The organism is Paraburkholderia sp. CNPSo 3076, from assembly GCF_026343935.1.
Taxonomy (GTDB): domain Bacteria; phylum Pseudomonadota; class Gammaproteobacteria; order Burkholderiales; family Burkholderiaceae; genus Paraburkholderia; species Paraburkholderia nodosa.
On record NZ_JAPMAL010000016.1, the window covers coordinates 155,904 to 174,846 of the forward strand.

Below are 18,943 nucleotides of genomic sequence, written 5' to 3' on the forward strand. Positions count from 1 at the left end.
TGTCCATGTGCTGCTCGCGCAGCGCCATTGTCCGGATCATGTCGGGATCGAATTGATTCGTCCGACCGATCATCAGGCGTCCTTCGCGCTGCCTGCGTCTTGCCTTTCGGGCTCTTCGGCGTGCCGCCCAGCTTCACCTTCAGTGCGCGCTTTTGTCGCAGCGCTTTTCGCAGCTTTACGGGCCGCAAACAGACCGAAACCAAGGGCTGCGAGCGCCATGCCCCACCACTGGAGCATGTAGCCGTAGTTGCGCTCGACATCGGTGTCCGGCACCGGCCAGTCGCGCACGAGCCCGTCCTTGAAGGCCGGCACAAAGCCGGTCTGCTGGATCACGAACGGTTGCAGCGGCAACCCCGTTTCCGCTGCGTAGGAAGCGACGGCGAGATTCTGCCGTATCTTCAGATGCGCTGCAGAGCCGCCCGCACCGAGTTCGAACGCGCGCGAGGCGTCTGCGCGCGCGATGCCATCCACGACGACCGGCCCAGGCGGCGTGACATAGGGCGCGATCGCGGCGCGATCCGCGATGTTGCGCGGCAGCCAGCCGCGATTGACCAGCACGTAGCCACCGCCTTCGAGTTTAAGCGGCATCACGACATAAAAACCCGGCTGATCGTTATACGGACGATTGTCGAGATACACCACGCGCTCGGGCAGGAACGTGCCCGTCGCGCGTACGCGATGAAACTCGATGTCCTTCAGCGCGAGCGGCGTGACGCCCACCGGTTGCGGCGCAGACGATTCGTACTGCGTGATTTGCGCCTGCAGCGCCTCCTTCTGATGCGCGCGGTCGCGCTGCCAGAAGCCGAGCCGGATCGTCACGGCCATCACGATCAGGATGAGCAACGTGGGGACGAGCCGGATTTTCATTGGGCACGTCCGATGCGAAAGATACAAGTGCTCGAACCCCGCGCCGTGTGGCACGGTGCGATAATGAGACAGACGTTTTCAGGCATGCCATATTCCGTGAACTTCATGCACATACTCGTCCCCGTTGCGTTCGCGCTGATCATCGCGAGCATGATCTCCGCGCTCTACTTCATGATGCACGACCGGGGCCGCACCAAGCGGATGGTCTGGTCGCTCGCCACGCGCGTGGGCCTTTCCATCTCGCTCTTTCTGTTCATCCTGTTCGCGCACTGGATGGGCTGGATCCAGTCCACCGGTATTCCTTACGGACGCTGAGCGCCGCAGACCGTCACTGCCCCCCGCGCAAACCCCATTCCGCAAAACACAAGGCGCCGCGCCGACGAGGTCGGGCGGCGCCTTGTTTCATTCCTGTCTCCCGCGCCGCGGCCCGCGCGGCGCACCACGCATCACAGCCAGTACACGACGACATAGAGGCCGAGCCACACCACGTCGACGAAGTGCCAGTACCACGCCGCGCCTTCGAAGGCGAAGTGATGCTCCGCGGTGAAGTGGCCGCGAATGAGCCGGATCATCACGACGGTCAGCATCGTGCCGCCCAGGAACACGTGGAAGCCGTGGAAGCCCGTGAGCAGGAAGAACGTCGAACCGTAGATGCCCGAAGCGAGCGTGAGGTTCAGTTCGCCATACGCGTGGATGTACTCGAACGCCTGCAGGAAGAGGAAGCACACGCCCAGCACGATCGTCGCGGCGAGCCACGCGATCGCCTTCGAGCGATGATTGTCGCGCAGCGCGTGGTGCGAAACGGTGAGCGTCGCGCCCGAGGAAAGCAGCAGCGCCGTGTTGATGGTCGGCACGGGCCACGGCGTCATCGAGCGGAAGTGCGAGACCAGCGCCGCGGGACCGTTGTTCGGCCACACCGCCGAGAAGTCCGGCCAGATCAGCTTGTAGTCGAGGCTGCCGAGCTGATGCAGGGCGATCGCGCGCGCGTAGAAGAGCGCGCCGAAGAACGCGCCGAAGAACATCACTTCGGAGAAGATGAACCAGCTCATGCTCCACCGGTACGACACGTCCACGCGCTTGCCATACATGCCGCCTTCGGATTCGGCGATGGCGTCGCCGAACCAGTGCCACAGCGTGAAGAGCAGCCACAACAGGCCGACGAGCACACCGATCGGTCCCCACGACTCGCCGTTGATCCACGAGGCGAGCGACCCGAGCATGACCACAAGCCCAATGGACGCGCTGATCGGATGCCGCGACGGGTGCGGTACGAAGTAGTACGGGCTATCGTTTTGGCCGCTCATGCCTGTTTCTCCAGTTTCCAGTTGCTCCGGACATCGCCGGCTGCATTTGTCCGAGTGTGTCCTCGTTATTCACTGCTATGCGCGCGGCGTTGCGCGCACTCGCTCATCCCACCACCGCGTGCACGATCAACAGCAGCACGACGATGAACAGCACCGCGCCGATGATGCCCGCGATGATCAACTGCACGGGGTGGAGGTTCGCGGCGTCGTCTTCGAGGTCGGCGCGTTTGCGCACGCCGAGAAAGGACCACGCCACCGCTTTCATCACCTGCAGGATGCCGCCCTTCTTCTTCGCCGGCCTCTCAACGCCGCTGCCGCCTTCGTCGCTCATGCGCCTCTCGCCTCCTGGCTTCGTTGACCTGGGCACCGCAGACTCATGCGCCCGCCGACTGTTTCGGCGGCGGCGGCACGGCCGGCTTGTCCAGCTCGAAGAACGTGTACGACAGCGTGATCGTCCTCACGTCCTTCGGCAGCTTCGGGTCGATCACGAACACCACCGGCATGCGCTTCGTCTCGTTCGCCTTCAAGACCTGCTGAGTGAAGCAAAAGCACTCGATCTTGCGGAAGTACTCCGTCGCCTGCTTCGGCGCGTAGCTCGGTATGGCCTGCGCGTCGATCGTGCGTCCTTCGTTGTTCGAAATGTCGTACATCACCGTCATGACTTCGCCCGGATGGACGTCGAGGCTCGTCTGCTCCGGCTTGAAGCCGAGCAGCCCGCGTGCGTTCGCGTCGAACTCCACGGAGATCGTGCGCGTCATGTCCACCTGCGTGTTGCGCGCCTCGCGCTCGGTGGCGTCGCGCTGCACCAGGTTGTTGATGCCGGTGACCTGGCAGATCGCGCGATACATCGGCACCAGCGCAAAACCGAAACCGAACATCAGCAGCGCCACCACGACGAGCTTGATGAGCATCGACCGGTTGAACGCGCGATCATTTCCAGCTTGCGTGGACATCGAACTCCTCGAACGAACTTCCTGCAAACGCTCTGCGCGTCAGTGGCCGGGGAAATACACCTGCTTGACGACGGCAGCCACAAAGAAACCGACTACGACGGCCAGCAAGATGAGGCCGAGCCGCAGATTGCCCGCGCGGATCTGCTCGGGCGTGCGTCTTTTTTGTGGATCCCGGGTCATGCGTTCAGCGCGGCTGGCCGCGGCTTCTCCTTGCATCGTTGAATCGCCTCTCGTACGTGCTCCGATGACTGCATGAAGACCGCGGACTTTGTTCGCGTCCGGCTGCGCACAGCCGGACGCCACAAACTCAACGGCTTACTCGACCGTCGGCGGATTCTCGAACGTGTGGAACGGCGCCGGGCTCGGCACGGTCCACTCAAGGCCCGTTGCGCCGTCCCACGGCTTGTCGCCGGCCTGTTCCAGCTCGCCGCCGCCGCGATACGCGGGCAGCGCGACAAAGAACAGGAAGTACACCTGAGAAAGCCCGAAGCCGAAGGCGCCGATCGTGATCACCTGGTTCCAGTCGGTGAACTGGGCCGGATAGTCGGCATAGCGTCGCGGCATGCCGGCCAGGCCGACGAAGTGCATCGGCAGGAACGCGAGGTTGAAGAAGATGAGCGAGCACCAGAAGTGGATCTTGCCGCGCGTCTCGTTGTACATCCAGCCGGTCCATTTTGGCGCCCAGTAGTACCACCCAGAGAACAACGCGAATAATGACCCCGCCACCAGCACGTAGTGGAAGTGCGCCACCACGAAGTAAGTGCCGTGATACTGGATGTCGAGCGGCGCCATGGCGAGCATCAGGCCCGAGAGACCGCCGAACGTGAACACGATCAGGAAGCCCACGGCCCACAGCATTGGCGTTTCGAACGAGAGCGAGCCGCGCCACATCGTGGCGACCCAGTTGAACACCTTCACGCCCGTCGGCACGGCGATCAGCATCGTCGCGTACATGAAGAAGAGCTGGCCCGTGACCGGCATGCCGGTGGCGAACATGTGGTGCGCCCAGACCATGAACGAGAGAATCGCGATCGACGCCGTGGCGTACACCATCGAGCTATAGCCGAACAGCGGCTTGCGCGAGAACGCCGGAATCACCTGCGAAACGATCCCGAACGCCGGCAAGATCATGATGTAGACCTCGGGGTGCCCGAAGAACCAGAAGATGTGCTGGTACATCACCGGGTCGCCGCCGCCGGCCGCGTTGAAGAAGCTCGTGCCGAAGTGGCGGTCGAACAGCAGCATCGTGATCGCGCCCGCGAGCACCGGCATCACGGCGATCAGCAGGTAGGCGGTGATGAGCCACGTCCACACGAACATCGGCATCTTCATGAGCGTCATGCCGGGCGCGCGCAGGTTCAGAATCGTCACGACGATGTTGATACCGCCCATGATCGACGAGGCGCCCATCATGTGCAGCGCGAAGATCGCGAAGTCCATGCCCGGGCCCATCTGCGTGGAAAGCGGCGCGTAGAGCGTCCAGCCCGCGGCGGTCGCGCCGCCCGGCGAGAAGAACGAGCCGACCAGCAAGCACCCGGCGGCGGGCAGCAGCCAGAAGCTGAAGTTGTTCATGCGCGCGAACGCCATGTCCGAGGCGCCGATCTGCAGCGGAATCATCCAGTTCGCGAAGCCCACGAAGGCCGGCATGATCGCGCCGAACACCATGATGAGACCGTGCATCGTGGTGAGCTGGTTGAAGAACTCGGGACGCATGATCTGCATGCCCGGCTCGAACAGTTCCGCACGAATGGCGAGCGCCATGACACCGCCCGAGAGGAACATCACGAACGAAAACAGCAGATACAGCGTTCCGATGTCCTTGTGGTTCGTCGCTAGCAGCCAGCGGCGCCAGCCGTGGGGCGTGGCGTGCGCGTGGTCGCCGTGCACGTGGCCGTGCCCTCCAGCTACATCGTGTCCGATGCTAGACATGACTTATCTCCTGTCGGCCCGGAGCTGGCACCTTAGCGCCTGACTCCAGCCCCATGCAATTTAACTGCGGAAGCGAATTGCTTTGTCTCTTGCTGCAGCGTTTGCCTGCTTGTTTTATGCTCGCGCAGCGCTTGTCCTGCGTCCGTTGCTGCCTGTCCTTCTCGCGCTGGCCCGCTCAGGCCGCTGCGCTGATCTCCACCCGGCGCGCTTCTTTCGCATTCGCGCCGCCCGTGATCGTTTCCGGCTTCTTCAGAATGATGTGGTCTTCGGCAATGCCTGCCGCCTTCATCGCGTCGCGCACCGCTTGCGCGCGGCGCTTGGCGAGGTCGGCGTTCGTGCTGGCGTTGCCGCTCGAATCGGTGTAGCCCGAGAGCGTGAACTTCGCGTCCGGATGCGCCTTCGCGTAGTCGGCTGCGGCCTGGATGGCGTCCTTCGCGTCGGCGGGCAGCGTGCTCTTGCCCACTTCGAAGTAGACGCTCGCCGGCAACGCGGCCGCGCTCGGCGCCGCTGCGCCCGACGCCTGATCCGCGCCGCTTGCGGGCGCCGCACCACTTGCCGCGCTCGCTTCGGCTGCGCCGCTGGCTGCTTCCGCGCCGCTTGCCGCGGCTGCGCCGCTCGCGCCGCCCTCGCCCGCTGCCGCCGTCGTGCCGCCGCCCTCGGGCATCTTGCCGTTACGCGCGTCGGCCACCTGACGCGGCTGCAGAATGTCGCCGGTGTGGTTGCCCCACGAGTTGCGCTCGAACGTGATGACCGATGCGATCTCGACGTCGTTGAGCGTCGGCGCCCACGAAGGCATGGCGTTCTTGCCGTGCAGGACGATGCTCACGTGCCCGGCGAGCGGACCCTGAGCAACCTTGCTGCCGTCGAGCGCCGGGAACGCGCCCGCGCCCTTGCCGGTGGGCTGGTGGCACACCGCGCAGTTCGAGTTGTAGACCTTCTCGCCGCGCTCCTTGAGCTCGGCCAGCGTGTAGGTCTTGTTCGGGTCGTCGTTGGCGGCCGCCATCTTCGCCTTTTGCGTATCGACCCACTTCGCGTAGTCCTCGTCGGAGAGCACCTCGACGACGACCGGCATGAACGCGTGCTCCTTGCCACACAACTCGGTACAGAAGCCGCGATAGGTGCCGACCTTGTCGGCCCTGAACCACGTGTCACGCACGAAGCCCGGAATCGCGTCCTGCTTCACGCCGAACGCGGGCACGTACCACGAGTGCACGACGTCGTTGGCCGTGGTGATGATGCGGATCTTCTTGTTGACCGGCACGACGAGCGGATTGTCGACTTCCTGCAGGTACGTATCGGTGATCGGCACGCGGTTATTCACCTCGGAGCGCGGCGTGCTGAGCGTGGAGAGGAAGTTGATGCCCTCGCCCGGCCCCTTCACGTAGTCGTAGCCCCATTTCCACTGGTAGCCCGTGACCTTCACGGTGAGGTCGGCGTTGGAGGTGTCCTTCATCGCCACGACGGCCTTGGTGGCGGGCAGCGCCATCAGCACGACGATAATGAACGGCACCACCGTCCAGATGATTTCGACCGTGGTGCTCTCATGAAAATGAGCGGCCTTGTGGCCCTTCGATTTACGGTGCGCGTAGATCGAATAGAACATGACGCCGAACACGCCGATGAAAATCACGACGCACAAGAGCAGCATCATCATATGGAGGCTGTAGAGCTCTTCGGCGATGCGCGTGACGGGCGGCTGGAAATTGATCTCGTTCACCGCAGGGCCGCCTGGGCTGTCTCCGACTGCGAGTGCCGCGCCGGCGACGAGGAATCCGCTGCACGCCAGCACGCCCTGGAGGGCTCGCTTGATTGTTTTCATAGCTTCCTTACCCATAATTTCCATTCAAACCCTCGACCCCGCAGGAAGGTTTTGCAACCAGGGCGCCCCCTGGGACGCTCGTACCGCCAACCGGCAAACTCACGCGCCGCGCATCAACCCGCGCGCGCAAGCCAGGCACGCAGTTCCCGCGCGAACTGCGCACGCCGATATTGCGGCAGATGCAACCCGACAGCGACCGCCTGACCGCGGGACACGAGACGCACCGGGTCGCGTGGGGTCGCGCCCGGCTCGACCCGGACCCAGCGGGGATTGAATTCGAACTGCGTGAGCGCGTCGGCGCTCATCTGTTCGATCACCAGCCGGTTCGGATAAAGCCTGATACGTTCGTAATCGACAGCATGGCGCGCATAAATGACAAAAGCGCCGCCTACTACCAACAGATCGATACCGGTAAACGGCAAAACCAGCCAGGCGCCGTGGATCAACAACAGAACGGCGATCGCGATGGAAACCAGCGCCAGCGAAACATAGAAGAACACGAATTGCCTGGGCGAAACCGAACAGTTGCGCTTCATGGTCCAGTCTTTCAGGACCGGTTCCGGACTCGCCAGCAGATCAGACGCCTGCATCGCTCGCTTCCCCCACTTGCAACCTCGCCAGACTATCGCCGCGTCGCGCCTCGCACAACTACGGGGAGATCTGGACTTGCCACAATGGATTTTGGGGACCCTTCCGTGCAGCAAACTGACGCATTATAGGCGCGATCCCCAGCCCTCACAAGCAAGACCCAATCGGCCGCAAACCCATATCAGACGGGCCTTGCAGCGATTTTTCAGGCATTTTCCCGGGGCTTTTCAGGCGCTAATTTCAGGCATAACGAAAGCCCCCTTACCACGTTATCGATTCCTTGCCGGACCCCGGCCGATGTCCTCGAGGCGTACGATGCCATGGCCTTCGGCGGTCGTGCGCGGCACGGCTTTCCACGCGTGGCCGTAGATGATCTCGAAGGTCAGCGGGATCGTGCCCGCGTGCGGTCCGTCCGTGCAGCGGCGCGCCTCGAGCGCGGCCACGAGCGCACGGTGCAGGCGCCGCGCGGTGCCGCCGTTCTCCCCCTCGCCATCGCCGTTGCGCTCGAACGGATACGCGCCCCAGCGGCGCACGTCGGCGAGCAGCTTCTCCGGCGTCTTGTAGGTGATGGTGAGCGTTTCCTGGTCCATTACCGGAATCTCGAAACCGTTCTCGACGAGCATGTCGCCCAGATCATGCATGTCGACGAAATCGATGACGTGCGCGCGCGTCGGCACGCCGTGCGCGGCCTCGACTTCGGCGAACGCGCCGCGCAGCTCCTTGAGCGTGTCGGGACCGAGCGTGCTGAACATGAGCAGGCCGTTGACTTTAAGCACGCGCTGCCACTCGCCGAACACGAGGTCGGGGCGCGGATGCCAATGCAATGCGAGATTCGACCACAGCAGTTCGAACGCGCCGTGCGCGAACGGCAGTTCGGCAAAGTCGGCCTGCGCAACCCGCGGACCGCGCGAACCGAGCGCGCGGCCAACCGATGCCGGCAGAAAACGCCGCCAGCTCGTGTCGGGGGCGTCGTGCTCGCGGGCGCGGCGCAGCATGGCGAGGGAGAGATCGGTGCCGAACACGGGCGCTTCCGGAAAGCGTTCGCGCAAGCTGGGCAGGTCGTCGCCCTGGCCGCACGCGATGTCGAGCACGGCCGCGGGATTCACCTTGATGTATTCGAGGCGCTCGCGCATGCGTTGCGCGATTTCACGCGGCAGGAAGGCAACGTCGTCGAAAGTCGCCGCACGGCGATCGAAGATGCGCCGAAGGTGCCGGGTGTCATAGTCCGGACGGCCAGTTCTTGCGGTAGACGGGGACATGTCGGTCGTATTGGCGAAGTCTGCGAAGTATACTCGCTCACTCCTTTCCTTTCAGTCACGCGAGCCCGCTGCCCGGGCCGTCCTTCGATGCCACCGCGCCCTTCTTCATGTGAGACACGCAATGCAGCGCGTATCACACTGTCCGCTTCGCACCGCACTCGTCTTGCGGGCGTTGCGCGCGTCTGTCGAAAAGCGCGGGCGCTGCCGTCACAGGTTGCCCACTTCGTGCTGCCCAATCTGTGCCCATTATGCGGCAATTTGTCGCGAACCACGCTCTGTGTGTGCTGCGACGCCGCGTACTGGAATGAGCCGCGCCTGCGCTGCACGGTCTGCGCTGTGCCGCTCGCGCACAGGCCCGGGACGGCGGGACGCGCGCGCTATCGCTGCGAGGCCTGCGCCGACGCACCGCCCGCATTCGACGCCACACTCGCGCTCGCCGATTATCGCGCGCCGCTCGACCTGCTCGCGCGGGGCCTGAAGTTTCGCGCGCGCCTCGCGCTCGGCGAGGAATTTGCGCGACGCCTCACGCTGGCTGCACAAGATATGTGCGATGAGCACGGCATGCCGGAGATCGTCGTGCCGGTGCCGCTCTCGCGCGAACGCCTCATCGAGCGCGGCTACAACCAGGCCTGGCAGATCGCGCGGCCGCTTGCACGCCGGTTGGGCACGCACGCGGACGCCACGCTCGTACGACGCATCCTGCATACGGCGCCGCAATCGAAGCTCGATCGCGAGGCGCGCCGCCGCAACGTCGGCCGGGCGTTCGCGCTCACGCGGCCGCTCAGCGGCCAGCACGTGGGCGTGGTCGACGACGTGATGACCTCGGGCGCCACGCTCGACGCGCTCGCGCATACGCTGAAGGCCGCGGGCGCACGGCGCGTGACGAATTTCGTCGCGCTGCGCACGCCGAAGGACTGATCGGCCTCACCCTGTTCAAGACATCGAGAGAGTTTCATCGTCATGTTCAACGTCGTTCTCGTCGAACCCGAAATCCCGCCGAACACCGGCAACGTGATCCGCCTGTGCGCGAACACGGGTGCGCGGCTTCATCTGATCGAACCGCTCGGCTTTCCCCTCGATGACGCGAAAATGCGCCGCGCGGGCCTCGATTACCACGAGTACGCGCAAATGCACGTGCACGCCGACTGGGACGCGTTCATCGCCAGGGAAGCACCGGACCCGTCGCGGATGTTCGCGTTCACGACGCGCGGATCGGGCCGCTTTCATGCGCACGCGTTCCAGCCGGGCGACTGGTTCGTGTTCGGTGCGGAAACGCGCGGTCTGCCCGACGCGGTGCTCGAGCGCTTCGAGACGCCACAGCGCGTGCGCCTGCCGATGCGCCCCGGCAATCGCAGCTTGAATCTCTCGAACACGGTCGCGGTCGTGGTGTTCGAAGCGTGGCGACAGGCGGGGTTCGAAGGCGGCGAATGAGGCGAGCGCGCGTTGTCACGCGTCGCCCTACGCCTTGCCGCGCGCCGCGAGCTCACGCTCATAGCGCGTGAGCATCGCATTGTCGAAGCACGCGAAGATCACGTGCTCGAGCGTCGGGTATTTCGATAGCTCGTCGATCACGGTCGCGATGGCAATCATCACCGCCTCGTCGGCAGGAAAACGGTAGACGCCGCAACTGATTGCCGGAAACGCAATGCTCGTCACGCCCGCCGCGCGCGCGCACTCGAGTGAGCGCCGGTAGCAGGAAGCGAGCAGATGCGCTTCGTCACGGCCGCCGCCGTACCAGACGGGGCCCACGGTGTGGATGACGTGTTTTGCGGGAAGGCGATAGCCGCCGGTGATTTTGGCGTCGCCGGTCGGGCAGCCGTTCAGCGTCTCGCATTCGCGCAGCAGGTCCGGTCCGGCGGCGCGATGAATCGCACCGTCCACGCCGCCGCCGCCGAGCAGCGATTCGTTCGCGGCGTTGACGATCGCATCGACCTTCAACGTGGTGATGTCGACGGCCTGCGCTTCGATGCGGCAGTTTCCGATGGTCAGCATACGGTCCTCCTTTGCGATCCGGAGTTGGCGCTTTAGCGCTCTGCGCTCCGGTCCCACGCAGAGCGTGCTTAAAGCCAGGCGCAGCAGGACCGCAGCGTCCTACTCCGCCTTCGCGTCGCGCCGGAGCAGCGCGCTCACGGCGTCGCGCGGCGTGACACCGTCGAACAGCACGGCGCATACCGCCTGGGTGATCGGCATGTCGATGCCATGTGCGCGTGCGAGCGCCAGCACGGCCTGTGCGCAGCGCACGCCTTCGGCCACGTGGCCGAGCGCGCCGAGGATGTCGTCGAGCGTGCGGCCGCTCGCGAGTTGCGTGCCCACGGTGCGGTTGCGCGAGAGGTCGCCCGTGGCGGTGAGGATGAGGTCGCCTAGGCCGGTCAGTCCCGTGAAAGTCTCGGCGCGCCCGCCGAGCGTGACGCCAAGACGCGTCATTTCGGCGAGGCCGCGCGTGATGAGCGCCGCGCGTGCGTTCAGGCCGAGGCCCAGGCCATCGGCAATGCCGGTCGCAATCGCGAGCACGTTCTTGACCGCGCCGCCCACCTCCACGCCGACCACGTCGTCGCCGGTATAGATGCGCATCGCGCGGTGATGGAACGCAGCGAGCGTGCGCTCGCGGCAATCGGCGGAGGCGCTCGCCACGGTCAACGCGACGGGCAGGCCCTGGCCCACTTCGCGCGCGAAGCTCGGCCCCGAAAGCACGCCGTTGCTCGCGTGGCCCGGCAGCTCGGCCGCCACGACCTGATGCGGCATCAACTGCGTTTGCGCTTCAAAGCCCTTGCAGAGCCAGACGAAGTGCGCGGGCACGCGGCCCATGTCGCGCAGCGTGCAAAGCATGCCGCGCAGGCCCGCCACGGGCGTGGCGAGCACGACGAGATCCGCCTCGCCCGAAGCATGGTCGAGCGCGGCGGCGAGATCCGTTTCGTATTTGAGATTCCTGGGCAGCGCGACGCCCGCGAGGTAGCGGGCGTTTTCGTGCGTCTTGCGCAAGGTGTCGACGAGCGCGCCATCGCGCGCCCACAACAGCGTGTGATGCGCCTGGGCGAGATGCCCCGCCAGCGCCGTGCCCCACGCTCCGGCGCCGAGAACGGCGATGTTCATTCCGATACTCCGCACCGGTAGTTCGTGGAAACGATCAACGTACGCTTTTTTAGTGCGTTGCGTTGCTTGCGCCGTCTTGCTGGGCGAGTTGCTGCAGGCGTTGCTCGTAGAGCGCCTGGAAGTTGATCTCGGCCAGGTGGATCGGCGGGAAGCCTGCGCGCGTGATCGCGTCGGCGATGTTCGAGCGCAGGTACGGGAACAGGATGGTCGGGCATGCGATGCCGACGAGCGGATCGACCTGTTCAGCCGGGATGTTGCGGATGTCGAAAATGCCGGCTTGCTTGGCTTCGATCAGGAACGCAACCTTGTCCTTGACCTTGGCCGTGACGGTGCCGGTGACGATGATCTCGAACACCGATTCGGCGAGGCGCTCGGCCTTGACGTCGACTTCCACTTCGACAGAAGGCATGTCCTGCTCAAGGAAAATGGACGGCGAATTCGGCTGCTCGAGCGACATGTCCTTGAGGTAGATGCGCTGGATATTGAAGAACGGCTGGTTGTTCTCGTCAGACATGGTGTATGGCTTCCCTGATTGAATGGATCGCGGCGGCATCATCGTGACATCTCGAAGTCGCGAAAATGCGCCGCGCTACGGCAATGGACGGCAACAGGCCCGCGCGAGCCTCACCGGCTCGCGCGGGCCGAAACCCTGCGTCGCTACGTCACGCTGCGCAGCCCGCCTGCGGACCGAGGCCGCACGGCTATCGGGCTGCGAATCAGGCCTTGAATCCGCCTGTAACCTCAGGCGGCTTCGAGCAGCGGCATCAAGCCGCCCGCACGGTCGAGCGCGGAGAGGTCATCGTAACCGCCCACGTGCGTCTCGCCGATGAAAACCTGCGGCACGGTACGCCGGCCGGTGCGCGTCATCATCTCTTCGCGCCGCGCCGGGTCCCGGTCGATCAGCACTTTCTCGATCTGCTCGACGCCGCGCGACTTTAAAAGACGCTCGGCCATCTGGCAATACGGGCACACCTGGGTGCTGTACATGACCACTTTGCTCACTTCGAACCTCCTTGTTTCACGACCGGCATTCCGGCCTGCTGCCAGGCGTTCACGCCACCGTCCAGCACGTGGACTTCGGCAAAACCGGCGTCCTTCACGAGGCGCAGCGCCTTATGCGACTGCTGGCCCGTCTGGCAGACCAGCAACACCGGGTTGCTCTTGTTCTTCACGAGCTGGCCGATCTTCGCCTCGAGTTCGCCAAATTCGACCTGGCGCGCCGAGGGCAGATGACCCTTCGCGAATTCACCCGCGGGACGCAGGTCGACCACCACCGCGTTGCGGCGGTTGATGAGCTGCGTCGCCTCGGCGGTGGAAACCCCGCCGCGGCCGCCGCGCTTGAGCGTCGGCCACAGGAGCAACCCTCCTGAGATGAGGACGATCGCGATGAGTACAAGGTTGATGTAATTGGTGAAGAACGTCACGGAGGGTCCGCCGGAAAAAGGGAAAGTCGGAGAAATCGTGCGAAATCGGATTCGGACAATCCGCTCATTATAAAATAACCGTTTGTCGCAGGGTTACCGCCCCCCAGCCCGGGCGTGCAGCCCGCCGGACTGGACCGTCGCCATGGCGCTGCTGCCGCGTTGCGTCTCCCGTCCCCGATTACCGCTTCCTTCACTACCGACCGGCATCCTCATGTACAAACTCGTACTCATCCGTCACGGCGAATCGACGTGGAACAAGGAAAACCGCTTCACCGGCTGGGTGGACGTCGACCTCACCGAGCAGGGCAACCGCGAAGCGCAGCAGGCTGGGCAGCTGCTCAAGGAGTCCGGCTACACGTTCGACATCGCCTACACCTCGGTGCTCAAGCGCGCGATCCGCACGCTCTGGCACGTGCAGGACCAGATGGACCAGATGTACCTGCCCGTAGTCCACTCGTGGCGCCTGAACGAGCGTCACTACGGTGCGCTTTCGGGCCTGAACAAGGCCGAAACGGCGGCCAAATTCGGCGACGAGCAGGTGCTGGTCTGGCGCCGCAGCTACGACACGCCGCCCCCGGCGCTCGAGCCGACCGACTCGCGCACGGCGTATAACGACCCGCGTTACGCCAGGGTGCCGCGCGAGGAACTGCCGCTCACCGAGTGCCTGAAGGACACGGTCGCGCGCGTGCTGCCGATCTGGAACGAGTCGATCGCACCGGCCATCAAGGCGGGCAAGAAGGTGGTGATCGCCGCGCACGGCAATTCGATCCGCGCGCTCGTGAAGTACCTCGACAACATTTCGGATGACGACATCGTCGGCCTGAACATCCCGAACGGCGTGCCGCTCGTCTATGAGCTGGACGAGAACCTCAAGCCCATCAAGCACTACTATCTGGGCGACGCAGAAGCCATCGCGAAGGCGCAGGCCGCCGTTGCGAACCAGGGCAAGAAGGCGGGCTGACGCTTAGCGCCGCCCGGCATCGGCCGCCCCTGGCGGTGCCTTGTCGATTCAGGCAGCCGCCGGTCCGTCGGGCCGGCGGCTGTGCTTCGTGCCATGCCCTCCCGCCACGCGGGCGCCCTGCGGCTTCGCCCCGACCGCTCTGGCCGCCTGCCAATTGGTTGCACATTCCCCTTTTCTGCCTTTTTTAGGCCTGGCTGGCAGGTTTGCCAGCGCCCCGCCAGCATCGCGCCAGAAGCGAAATTACGGCACACGGTTTGCGAACCTGGCGGCTGCAGCACTGTCTTAGTCCCATCGTACGCGCCATATACACAGCCACGGCGGGTGTGCAGTTATACTTGTCCGTCGCTTTTCCAATAGACGCTGCCACGCGCCTTTCCGACCGCACGCAACATACTCTATGCGAAAGAACCTGAAAAACATCGGCCTGATCGCCGCTGGCCTCGCGACCGGCGTATTTGCCACCCTGCAGATTTCCGCCGAGGCGCAGCAAACCCAGCAGACGGTCGTAGAACCGCTGCCGCTCGACCAGCTGAGGCTCTTCGCCGAAGTGTTCGGTCAAATCAAGCATGAGTATGTCGTGCCGGTGGATGACAAGAAGCTCCTCACCGCCGCCATCAAGGGCATGGTGTCGAGCCTCGACCCGCACTCGTCGTATCTCGACAAGACCGACTACCAGGAACTCCAGGAGCAGACCAAGGGTCGCTTCGCGGGCCTCGGCATCGAAATCTCGTCGGAAGACGGCCTGATCAAGGTCATCTCGCCGATCGAAGACACGCCCGCGTACCGCGCCGGCATCCGTCCGGGCGACCTCATCACGCGTATCAACGACAAGCCGGTGCGCGGCATGACGCTCGACCAGGCGGTCAAGCAGATGCGCGGCGACCCGGGCACCAAGGTCACGCTCACGATCTTCCGCAAGACCGACGACCGCACCTTCCCGCTCACCATCACGCGCGCCATCATCAAGGTGCAGAGCGTGAAGTCGAAGATCCTGCAGCCGGGTTACGCGTATATCCGCGTCACGAGCTTCCAGGAGCGCACGGTCCCCGACCTCGCCCAGAAGCTGCAAGACATCGCGCGCCAGGAGCCGAACCTCAAGGGCATCATCCTCGACCTGCGCAACAACGGCGGCGGCCTGCTGCAAAGCGCCGTGGGCGTGGCGGGCGCGTTCCTGCCGCCGGATTCGGTCGTCGTCTCGACGAACGGCCAGATCCCGGACTCGAAGCAGGTCTACCGCGACACCTACGAGAACTACCGCCTGCCGTCGTTCGACGGCGACCCGCTCAAGGGCGAGGCGGCCGAGTTCAAGACCGTGCCGATGGTCGTGCTGACCAACGCCTATTCGGCGTCGGCCTCGGAAATCGTGGCGGGCGCGCTGCAGGACTCGAAGCGTGCGCTCATCGCCGGCAAGACGACGTTCGGCAAGGGCTCGGTGCAGACCGTGCGCCCGATGACGGCCGACACGGCGCTGCGCCTGACCACGGCGTACTACTACACGCCGAGCGGCCGCTCGATCCAGAACAAGGGCATCCGTCCTGATATCGCGGTCGACCAGTACGCCGACGGCGATCCGGACGACGCACTCGTCACGCGCGAAGTGGACTACCAGAACCACCTCGCCAACACGCAGGATCCGGACGAGAAGAAGGAGCAGGAAGTGCGCGAGCAGGAGCGCATGGACATGCTGCGTCAGCTCGAAGAGCAGAACGACAAGAAGACGCCGGAGCAGCGCCAGAAGGATCGCGAGCGCAAGCCGGTCGAGTTCGGTTCCACCGACGACTACATGCTTCAGCAGGCGCTGAACAAGCTCCAGGGCAAGCCGGTGGCCGAATCGAAGTCGCCGATGGAGCGCCGCCTCGCGCAGCAGAAGCCGCCTACCTCGGCTTCCGCGCCGATCGCCGTGAAGCCGGGCGCCCTCATCATGGCGCCGGCTCCGGGCTCCGCTGCCGCGCCGGCCTCCGCTCCGGCTCCGGCGAAGTAACACGCCGTACCGCCTCGCGACCCGCGCGTCTTGTGCGCCGGTCGCGAGGCCGCCCCTCCTCCAGCCGCTGGCGTCGTTACAATAACGGCACGGTATTTCCCCGGCGCTCGCTTCCCCATTCAGGGCCATCCAGGCCCTCGAGGTCCATCGCAGCGCCATCGAACCAGCGCATCGCGATGAACGACGACCAACTCCTTCGCTATTCCCGCCATATCCTCGTCGACGAGATCGGCATCGAGGCGCAGCAGCGCTTTCTCGACGCGCATGCGATCGTCGTGGGCGCGGGCGGCCTGGGATCGCCGGCGGCGATGTACCTCGCGGCGTCGGGCGTGGGCACGCTCACGCTCGTCGACAACGACACCGTCGACCTCACCAACCTGCAGCGGCAGATCATGCACGAGACGGCGTCGGTCGGCCGCGCGAAGGTCGAGTCGGGCCGCGACGCCATCGCGCGCCTGAATCCCGAGGTGAAGGTGAACGCGCTGCAAACGCGCATCGACGATGCGTGGCTCGACGCCCAGGTGCCGGGCGCGACGGTCGTGCTCGACTGCACCGACAACTTCGCCACGCGCCACGCCATCAACCGCGCGTGCGTGAAGCTCGGCGTGCCGCTCGTCTCGGGCGCGGCGCTGCGCTTCGACGGCCAGATCAGCACCTTCGACTTCCGCGACGACGCCTCGCCCTGCTACGCCTGCGTGTTTCCCGAAGATCAGCCATTCGAGGAAGTCGCGTGCTCGACGATGGGCGTGTTCGCGCCCACGGTGGGCATCATCGGCGCGATGCAGGCTGCCGAGGCGCTGCGCGTGATCGGCGGCATCGGTGCGACACTCGTCGGGCGGCTCATGATGCTCGACTCGCTGCGCATGGAGTGGAACACGATGCGCGTGGCGCGCCAGCCGGACTGCCCGGTGTGCGGCGAGCGTCACCGGCACGCCTGAAGCCCGCGCGAGCCAAGGCAAGTAAAAAGCCCCGGACATGCCGGGGCTTTTTGCATTTTCGCGTCAGTGTGGGTGACCGCTCAGGCCTGCGCAACACGCTGCAGCGCCGCCTGCAGTTCCTCGGGCTCGTATGCGGCCAGCACCTCCGCCACCGGCTTTTCCAGCGTCTTGAGCTGCGAGCGCAGGATCTCCTGCTTCACCACGAGCAACTGGCTCGGGTGCATCGAAAACTCGGTGAGACCCATGCCGAGCAGCAAACGCGTGAACGAGGGGTCGCCGGCCATCTCCCCGCACACCGAAACCGGCACGCCCGCGCGCTTCGCCTCGCGCAGCGTATGCGCGACCAACTGCAGCACGGCCGGATGCAGCGGATCGTACAGGTCGGCCACCGCATTGTCGGCCCGGTCGATGGCGAGCGCGTACTGAATCAGGTCGTTGGTGCCGATCGAGAGGAAATCGAGCCGGCGCAGGAACATCGGCAGCGCGAGCGCCGCCGCCGGAATCTCGATCATCGCGCCGACCTGGATGTTGGGATCGTAGGCGAGGCCGGCGTCGTCGAGCTGACGCTTCGCCTCGCGGATCAGGTCGAGCGTCTGGTCGATCTGCTGGGCGTGCGCGAGCATCGGAATCAGGATCTTGACCGAACCGAACGCCGAGGCGCGCAGGATCGCCCGCAGCTGCGTGAGGAACATCTGCGGCTCGGACAGGCTCCAGCGGATCGCGCGCAGGCCGAGCGCCGGGTTCGCGGCCGTCTCGTAGCCGTCGCTCGCATTCATGGCGTCGAGCGGCTTGTCCGCGCCCACGTCGATCGTGCGGATCGTCACGGGCAGCCCGTTCATGAGCTCCACCGCGCGGCGGTAGGCGGCGTACTGCTCCTCCTCTTCCGGCAAGTGGTTCTTGTGGTTCATGAACAGGAACTCGGTGCGAAAGAGGCCCACGCCCGTCGCGCCCGAGTCGAGCGCGGCCTGCGCGTCGTCGGGCAGCTCGATGTTCGCGTAGAGCTGGATCTTCGCGCCGCACAGCGTTTGCGTGGGCGAGAACTTCAGGCGCTGTAGCTTGCGCCGCTCAAGCGCCATCTCGCTTTGCCGGTAGGTGTACTCCTCGAGCACGATGGGCGCGGGATCGACGATCACGACGCCATGGTCGCCGTCGACGATGATGAGATCGTCCTGGCGGATCAGCGCGCTCGCCTGCTGCACGCCCACCGCCGCCGGAATGCCGAGGCTGCGCGCGACGATCGCCGTGTGCGAGGTGCGCCCGCCCAGATCGGTGACGAAACCCTGGAAAGTTTGCCCCTTGAACTGCAGCATGTCGGCCGGCGCGATGTCGTGCGCGACGACGATCATCTCGTCGCAGCCGCCGTGCAGCGAATGGGGCATGGCGCCTGCGAGCGACTTCAGCACGCGCTCCACGACCTGCTCGATATCGGCCTTGCGCTCGCGCAGGTACTCGTCCTCTACGTCGTCGAAGTGACGCGAGAGGCGTTCGAGCTGTTCGGTAAGCGCCCACTCCACATTGAAGCGGCGCGTGCGGATGAGATCGATGGTCTCCTGCACGAGCATCACGTCGTTCAGGATCATCAGGTGGACGCCGATAAACGCGCCCATTTCGGAAGGGGCGTCGGCGGCGAGGTCGGCGCGCAGCGCGTTGAGCTCGTGCTCCACGGCCTGGAGCGCCGCGCGAAAACGCACGATTTCGTCTTCGATCTGCGCGTGCTCGATGAGGTAATGGTCGACGTCGAGTGCAGCCGGGGCGATCAGATACGCTCGCCCGATGGCTATACCGCGTGATACGGGAATTCCATGCAGCGTGAACGGCACGCGCACCTCC

The 18,943-nt window shown here is 65.1% G+C and carries 21 protein-coding genes; 6 read left to right on the forward strand and 15 right to left on the reverse strand.

The annotated features are described in order from the left end of the window. Nucleotides 1-72: 72 nt before the first annotated feature. On the reverse strand, nucleotides 73-867 hold the full coding sequence (locus tag M3A49_RS19705) for an SURF1 family protein (RefSeq protein WP_266230310.1): 795 nt from the start codon (nucleotides 865-867) through the stop codon (nucleotides 73-75). A gap of 105 nt (nucleotides 868-972) precedes the next feature. Here M3A49_RS19705 and M3A49_RS19710 point away from each other — a divergent pair, with 105 nt between their 5' ends. Further along, nucleotides 973-1,182 carry a twin transmembrane helix small protein gene (locus tag M3A49_RS19710; RefSeq protein WP_028201826.1) on the forward strand — a complete coding sequence of 70 codons (210 nt, stop codon included), beginning with the start codon at nucleotides 973-975 and terminating at the stop codon, nucleotides 1,180-1,182. A gap of 131 nt (nucleotides 1,183-1,313) precedes the next feature. Here the strand turns inward: M3A49_RS19710 and M3A49_RS19715 are convergent, their stop codons facing one another. The 8 genes from M3A49_RS19715 to M3A49_RS19750 form a co-directional block, all read right to left on the reverse strand. Continuing rightward, on the reverse strand, nucleotides 1,314-2,171 hold the full coding sequence (locus M3A49_RS19715) for a cytochrome c oxidase subunit 3 (RefSeq protein WP_254352550.1): 858 nt from the start codon (nucleotides 2,169-2,171) through the stop codon (nucleotides 1,314-1,316). Between the two features lie 103 nt (nucleotides 2,172-2,274). Continuing rightward, nucleotides 2,275-2,436: a DUF2970 domain-containing protein gene (locus M3A49_RS19720; protein ID WP_373682561.1), complete on the reverse strand. Its 162-nt coding sequence runs from the start codon at nucleotides 2,434-2,436 to the stop codon at nucleotides 2,275-2,277. A 109-nt stretch (nucleotides 2,437-2,545) separates the two neighbouring features. Then, nucleotides 2,546-3,124: a cytochrome c oxidase assembly protein gene (locus M3A49_RS19725; RefSeq protein WP_266230314.1), complete on the reverse strand. Its 579-nt coding sequence runs from the start codon at nucleotides 3,122-3,124 to the stop codon at nucleotides 2,546-2,548. Nucleotides 3,125-3,163: 39 nt separating this feature from the next. Then, nucleotides 3,164-3,304, reverse strand: a complete 141-nt coding sequence (locus tag M3A49_RS19730) for a cytochrome oxidase small assembly protein (protein ID WP_208867222.1) — start codon at nucleotides 3,302-3,304, stop codon at nucleotides 3,164-3,166. A gap of 135 nt (nucleotides 3,305-3,439) precedes the next feature. Then, nucleotides 3,440-5,053 (reverse strand): cytochrome c oxidase subunit I, encoded by a 1,614-nt coding sequence (ctaD, locus tag M3A49_RS19735; RefSeq protein WP_069264943.1) that lies wholly within the window; start codon nucleotides 5,051-5,053, stop codon nucleotides 3,440-3,442. A gap of 175 nt (nucleotides 5,054-5,228) precedes the next feature. Further along, nucleotides 5,229-6,896, reverse strand: coding sequence for a cytochrome c oxidase subunit II (coxB, locus tag M3A49_RS19740; protein ID WP_266230316.1), 1,668 nt, complete (start codon nucleotides 6,894-6,896; stop codon nucleotides 5,229-5,231). Nucleotides 6,897-6,985: 89 nt separating this feature from the next. Next, nucleotides 6,986-7,462, reverse strand: coding sequence for a DUF2244 domain-containing protein (locus tag M3A49_RS19745; RefSeq protein ID WP_028201821.1), 477 nt, complete (start codon nucleotides 7,460-7,462; stop codon nucleotides 6,986-6,988). Nucleotides 7,463-7,729: 267 nt separating this feature from the next. Next, nucleotides 7,730-8,719 carry a methyltransferase domain-containing protein gene (locus M3A49_RS19750; RefSeq protein ID WP_266230319.1) on the reverse strand — a complete coding sequence of 330 codons (990 nt, stop codon included), beginning with the start codon at nucleotides 8,717-8,719 and terminating at the stop codon, nucleotides 7,730-7,732. 132 nt (nucleotides 8,720-8,851) lie between these two features. Here M3A49_RS19750 and M3A49_RS19755 point away from each other — a divergent pair, with 132 nt between their 5' ends. Further along, the gene (locus M3A49_RS19755) at nucleotides 8,852-9,637 is read left to right on the forward strand and encodes a ComF family protein (protein ID WP_416338982.1); all 786 of its coding nucleotides are present in this window, start codon (nucleotides 8,852-8,854) and stop codon (nucleotides 9,635-9,637) included. Between the two features lie 42 nt (nucleotides 9,638-9,679). Next, on the forward strand, nucleotides 9,680-10,150 hold the full coding sequence (trmL, locus tag M3A49_RS19760; protein ID WP_266230323.1) for a tRNA (uridine(34)/cytosine(34)/5-carboxymethylaminomethyluridine(34)-2'-O)-methyltransferase TrmL: 471 nt from the start codon (nucleotides 9,680-9,682) through the stop codon (nucleotides 10,148-10,150). 27 nt (nucleotides 10,151-10,177) lie between these two features. On the opposite strand, the gene M3A49_RS19765 is transcribed toward trmL, so the two are convergent. From M3A49_RS19765 to M3A49_RS19785, 5 genes are all read right to left on the reverse strand, one after another. Then, nucleotides 10,178-10,711 carry an O-acetyl-ADP-ribose deacetylase gene (locus M3A49_RS19765; protein WP_266230325.1) on the reverse strand — a complete coding sequence of 178 codons (534 nt, stop codon included), beginning with the start codon at nucleotides 10,709-10,711 and terminating at the stop codon, nucleotides 10,178-10,180. A 99-nt stretch (nucleotides 10,712-10,810) separates the two neighbouring features. Then, on the reverse strand, nucleotides 10,811-11,809 hold the full coding sequence (locus M3A49_RS19770) for an NAD(P)H-dependent glycerol-3-phosphate dehydrogenase (protein ID WP_266230326.1): 999 nt from the start codon (nucleotides 11,807-11,809) through the stop codon (nucleotides 10,811-10,813). Nucleotides 11,810-11,858: 49 nt separating this feature from the next. Further along, complete coding sequence (secB, locus tag M3A49_RS19775; RefSeq protein ID WP_266230327.1) at nucleotides 11,859-12,323, reverse strand: protein-export chaperone SecB; 465 nt, start codon at nucleotides 12,321-12,323, stop codon at nucleotides 11,859-11,861. Between the two features lie 227 nt (nucleotides 12,324-12,550). Further along, nucleotides 12,551-12,811: a glutaredoxin 3 gene (grxC, locus tag M3A49_RS19780; protein WP_028201815.1), complete on the reverse strand. Its 261-nt coding sequence runs from the start codon at nucleotides 12,809-12,811 to the stop codon at nucleotides 12,551-12,553. Further along, nucleotides 12,808-13,233 carry a rhodanese-like domain-containing protein gene (locus M3A49_RS19785; RefSeq protein ID WP_028201814.1) on the reverse strand — a complete coding sequence of 142 codons (426 nt, stop codon included), beginning with the start codon at nucleotides 13,231-13,233 and terminating at the stop codon, nucleotides 12,808-12,810. Before M3A49_RS19785 ends, grxC begins: the two co-directional genes overlap by 4 nt. A gap of 211 nt (nucleotides 13,234-13,444) precedes the next feature. Between M3A49_RS19785 and gpmA the strand changes: the two genes are divergently transcribed. The 3 genes from gpmA to M3A49_RS19800 all read left to right on the forward strand — a co-directional run bounded on the left by gpmA (nucleotide 13,445) and on the right by M3A49_RS19800 (nucleotide 17,113). Beyond that, nucleotides 13,445-14,194 (forward strand): 2,3-diphosphoglycerate-dependent phosphoglycerate mutase, encoded by a 750-nt coding sequence (gpmA, locus tag M3A49_RS19790; RefSeq protein ID WP_254352560.1) that lies wholly within the window; start codon nucleotides 13,445-13,447, stop codon nucleotides 14,192-14,194. 397 nt (nucleotides 14,195-14,591) lie between these two features. Further along, a complete protein-coding gene (locus M3A49_RS19795) occupies nucleotides 14,592-16,175 on the forward strand; it encodes a S41 family peptidase (RefSeq protein ID WP_266230330.1) in 1,584 nt (527 codons plus the stop codon). Nucleotides 16,176-16,351: 176 nt separating this feature from the next. Further along, nucleotides 16,352-17,113 (forward strand): HesA/MoeB/ThiF family protein, encoded by a 762-nt coding sequence (locus M3A49_RS19800; protein ID WP_266230332.1) that lies wholly within the window; start codon nucleotides 16,352-16,354, stop codon nucleotides 17,111-17,113. Between the two features lie 80 nt (nucleotides 17,114-17,193). Here M3A49_RS19800 and ptsP read toward each other — a convergent pair whose 3' ends face one another. Further along, entirely contained in the window at nucleotides 17,194-18,933 is a 1,740-nt protein-coding gene (gene ptsP / locus M3A49_RS19805; protein ID WP_266230334.1) for a phosphoenolpyruvate--protein phosphotransferase, read from the reverse strand. Nucleotides 18,934-18,943 lie beyond the last annotated feature (10 nt).

Coding starts and splice junctions, on each gene's coding strand:
- M3A49_RS19795 (WP_266230330.1), top strand. CDS start 14,592: ATGCGAAAGAACCTGAAAAACATCGGCCTGATCGCCGCTGGCCTCGCG.
- ctaD (WP_069264943.1), bottom strand. CDS start 5,053: ATGTCTAGCATCGGACACGATGTAGCTGGAGGGCACGGCCACGTGCAC.
- secB (WP_266230327.1), bottom strand. CDS start 12,323: ATGTCTGACGAGAACAACCAGCCGTTCTTCAATATCCAGCGCATCTAC.
- coxB (WP_266230316.1), bottom strand. CDS start 6,896: ATGGAAATTATGGGTAAGGAAGCTATGAAAACAATCAAGCGAGCCCTC.
- M3A49_RS19745 (WP_028201821.1), bottom strand. CDS start 7,462: ATGCAGGCGTCTGATCTGCTGGCGAGTCCGGAACCGGTCCTGAAAGAC.
- M3A49_RS19720 (WP_373682561.1), bottom strand. CDS start 2,436: ATGAAAGCGGTGGCGTGGTCCTTTCTCGGCGTGCGCAAACGCGCCGAC.
- M3A49_RS19710 (WP_028201826.1), top strand. CDS start 973: ATGCACATACTCGTCCCCGTTGCGTTCGCGCTGATCATCGCGAGCATG.
- M3A49_RS19730 (WP_208867222.1), bottom strand. CDS start 3,304: ATGACCCGGGATCCACAAAAAAGACGCACGCCCGAGCAGATCCGCGCG.
- M3A49_RS19750 (WP_266230319.1), bottom strand. CDS start 8,719: ATGTCCCCGTCTACCGCAAGAACTGGCCGTCCGGACTATGACACCCGG.
- M3A49_RS19705 (WP_266230310.1), bottom strand. CDS start 867: ATGAAAATCCGGCTCGTCCCCACGTTGCTCATCCTGATCGTGATGGCC.
- M3A49_RS19800 (WP_266230332.1), top strand. CDS start 16,352: ATGAACGACGACCAACTCCTTCGCTATTCCCGCCATATCCTCGTCGAC.
- M3A49_RS19715 (WP_254352550.1), bottom strand. CDS start 2,171: ATGAGCGGCCAAAACGATAGCCCGTACTACTTCGTACCGCACCCGTCG.
- trmL (WP_266230323.1), top strand. CDS start 9,680: ATGTTCAACGTCGTTCTCGTCGAACCCGAAATCCCGCCGAACACCGGC.
- M3A49_RS19725 (WP_266230314.1), bottom strand. CDS start 3,124: ATGTCCACGCAAGCTGGAAATGATCGCGCGTTCAACCGGTCGATGCTC.
- M3A49_RS19770 (WP_266230326.1), bottom strand. CDS start 11,809: ATGAACATCGCCGTTCTCGGCGCCGGAGCGTGGGGCACGGCGCTGGCG.
- M3A49_RS19765 (WP_266230325.1), bottom strand. CDS start 10,711: ATGCTGACCATCGGAAACTGCCGCATCGAAGCGCAGGCCGTCGACATC.
- gpmA (WP_254352560.1), top strand. CDS start 13,445: ATGTACAAACTCGTACTCATCCGTCACGGCGAATCGACGTGGAACAAG.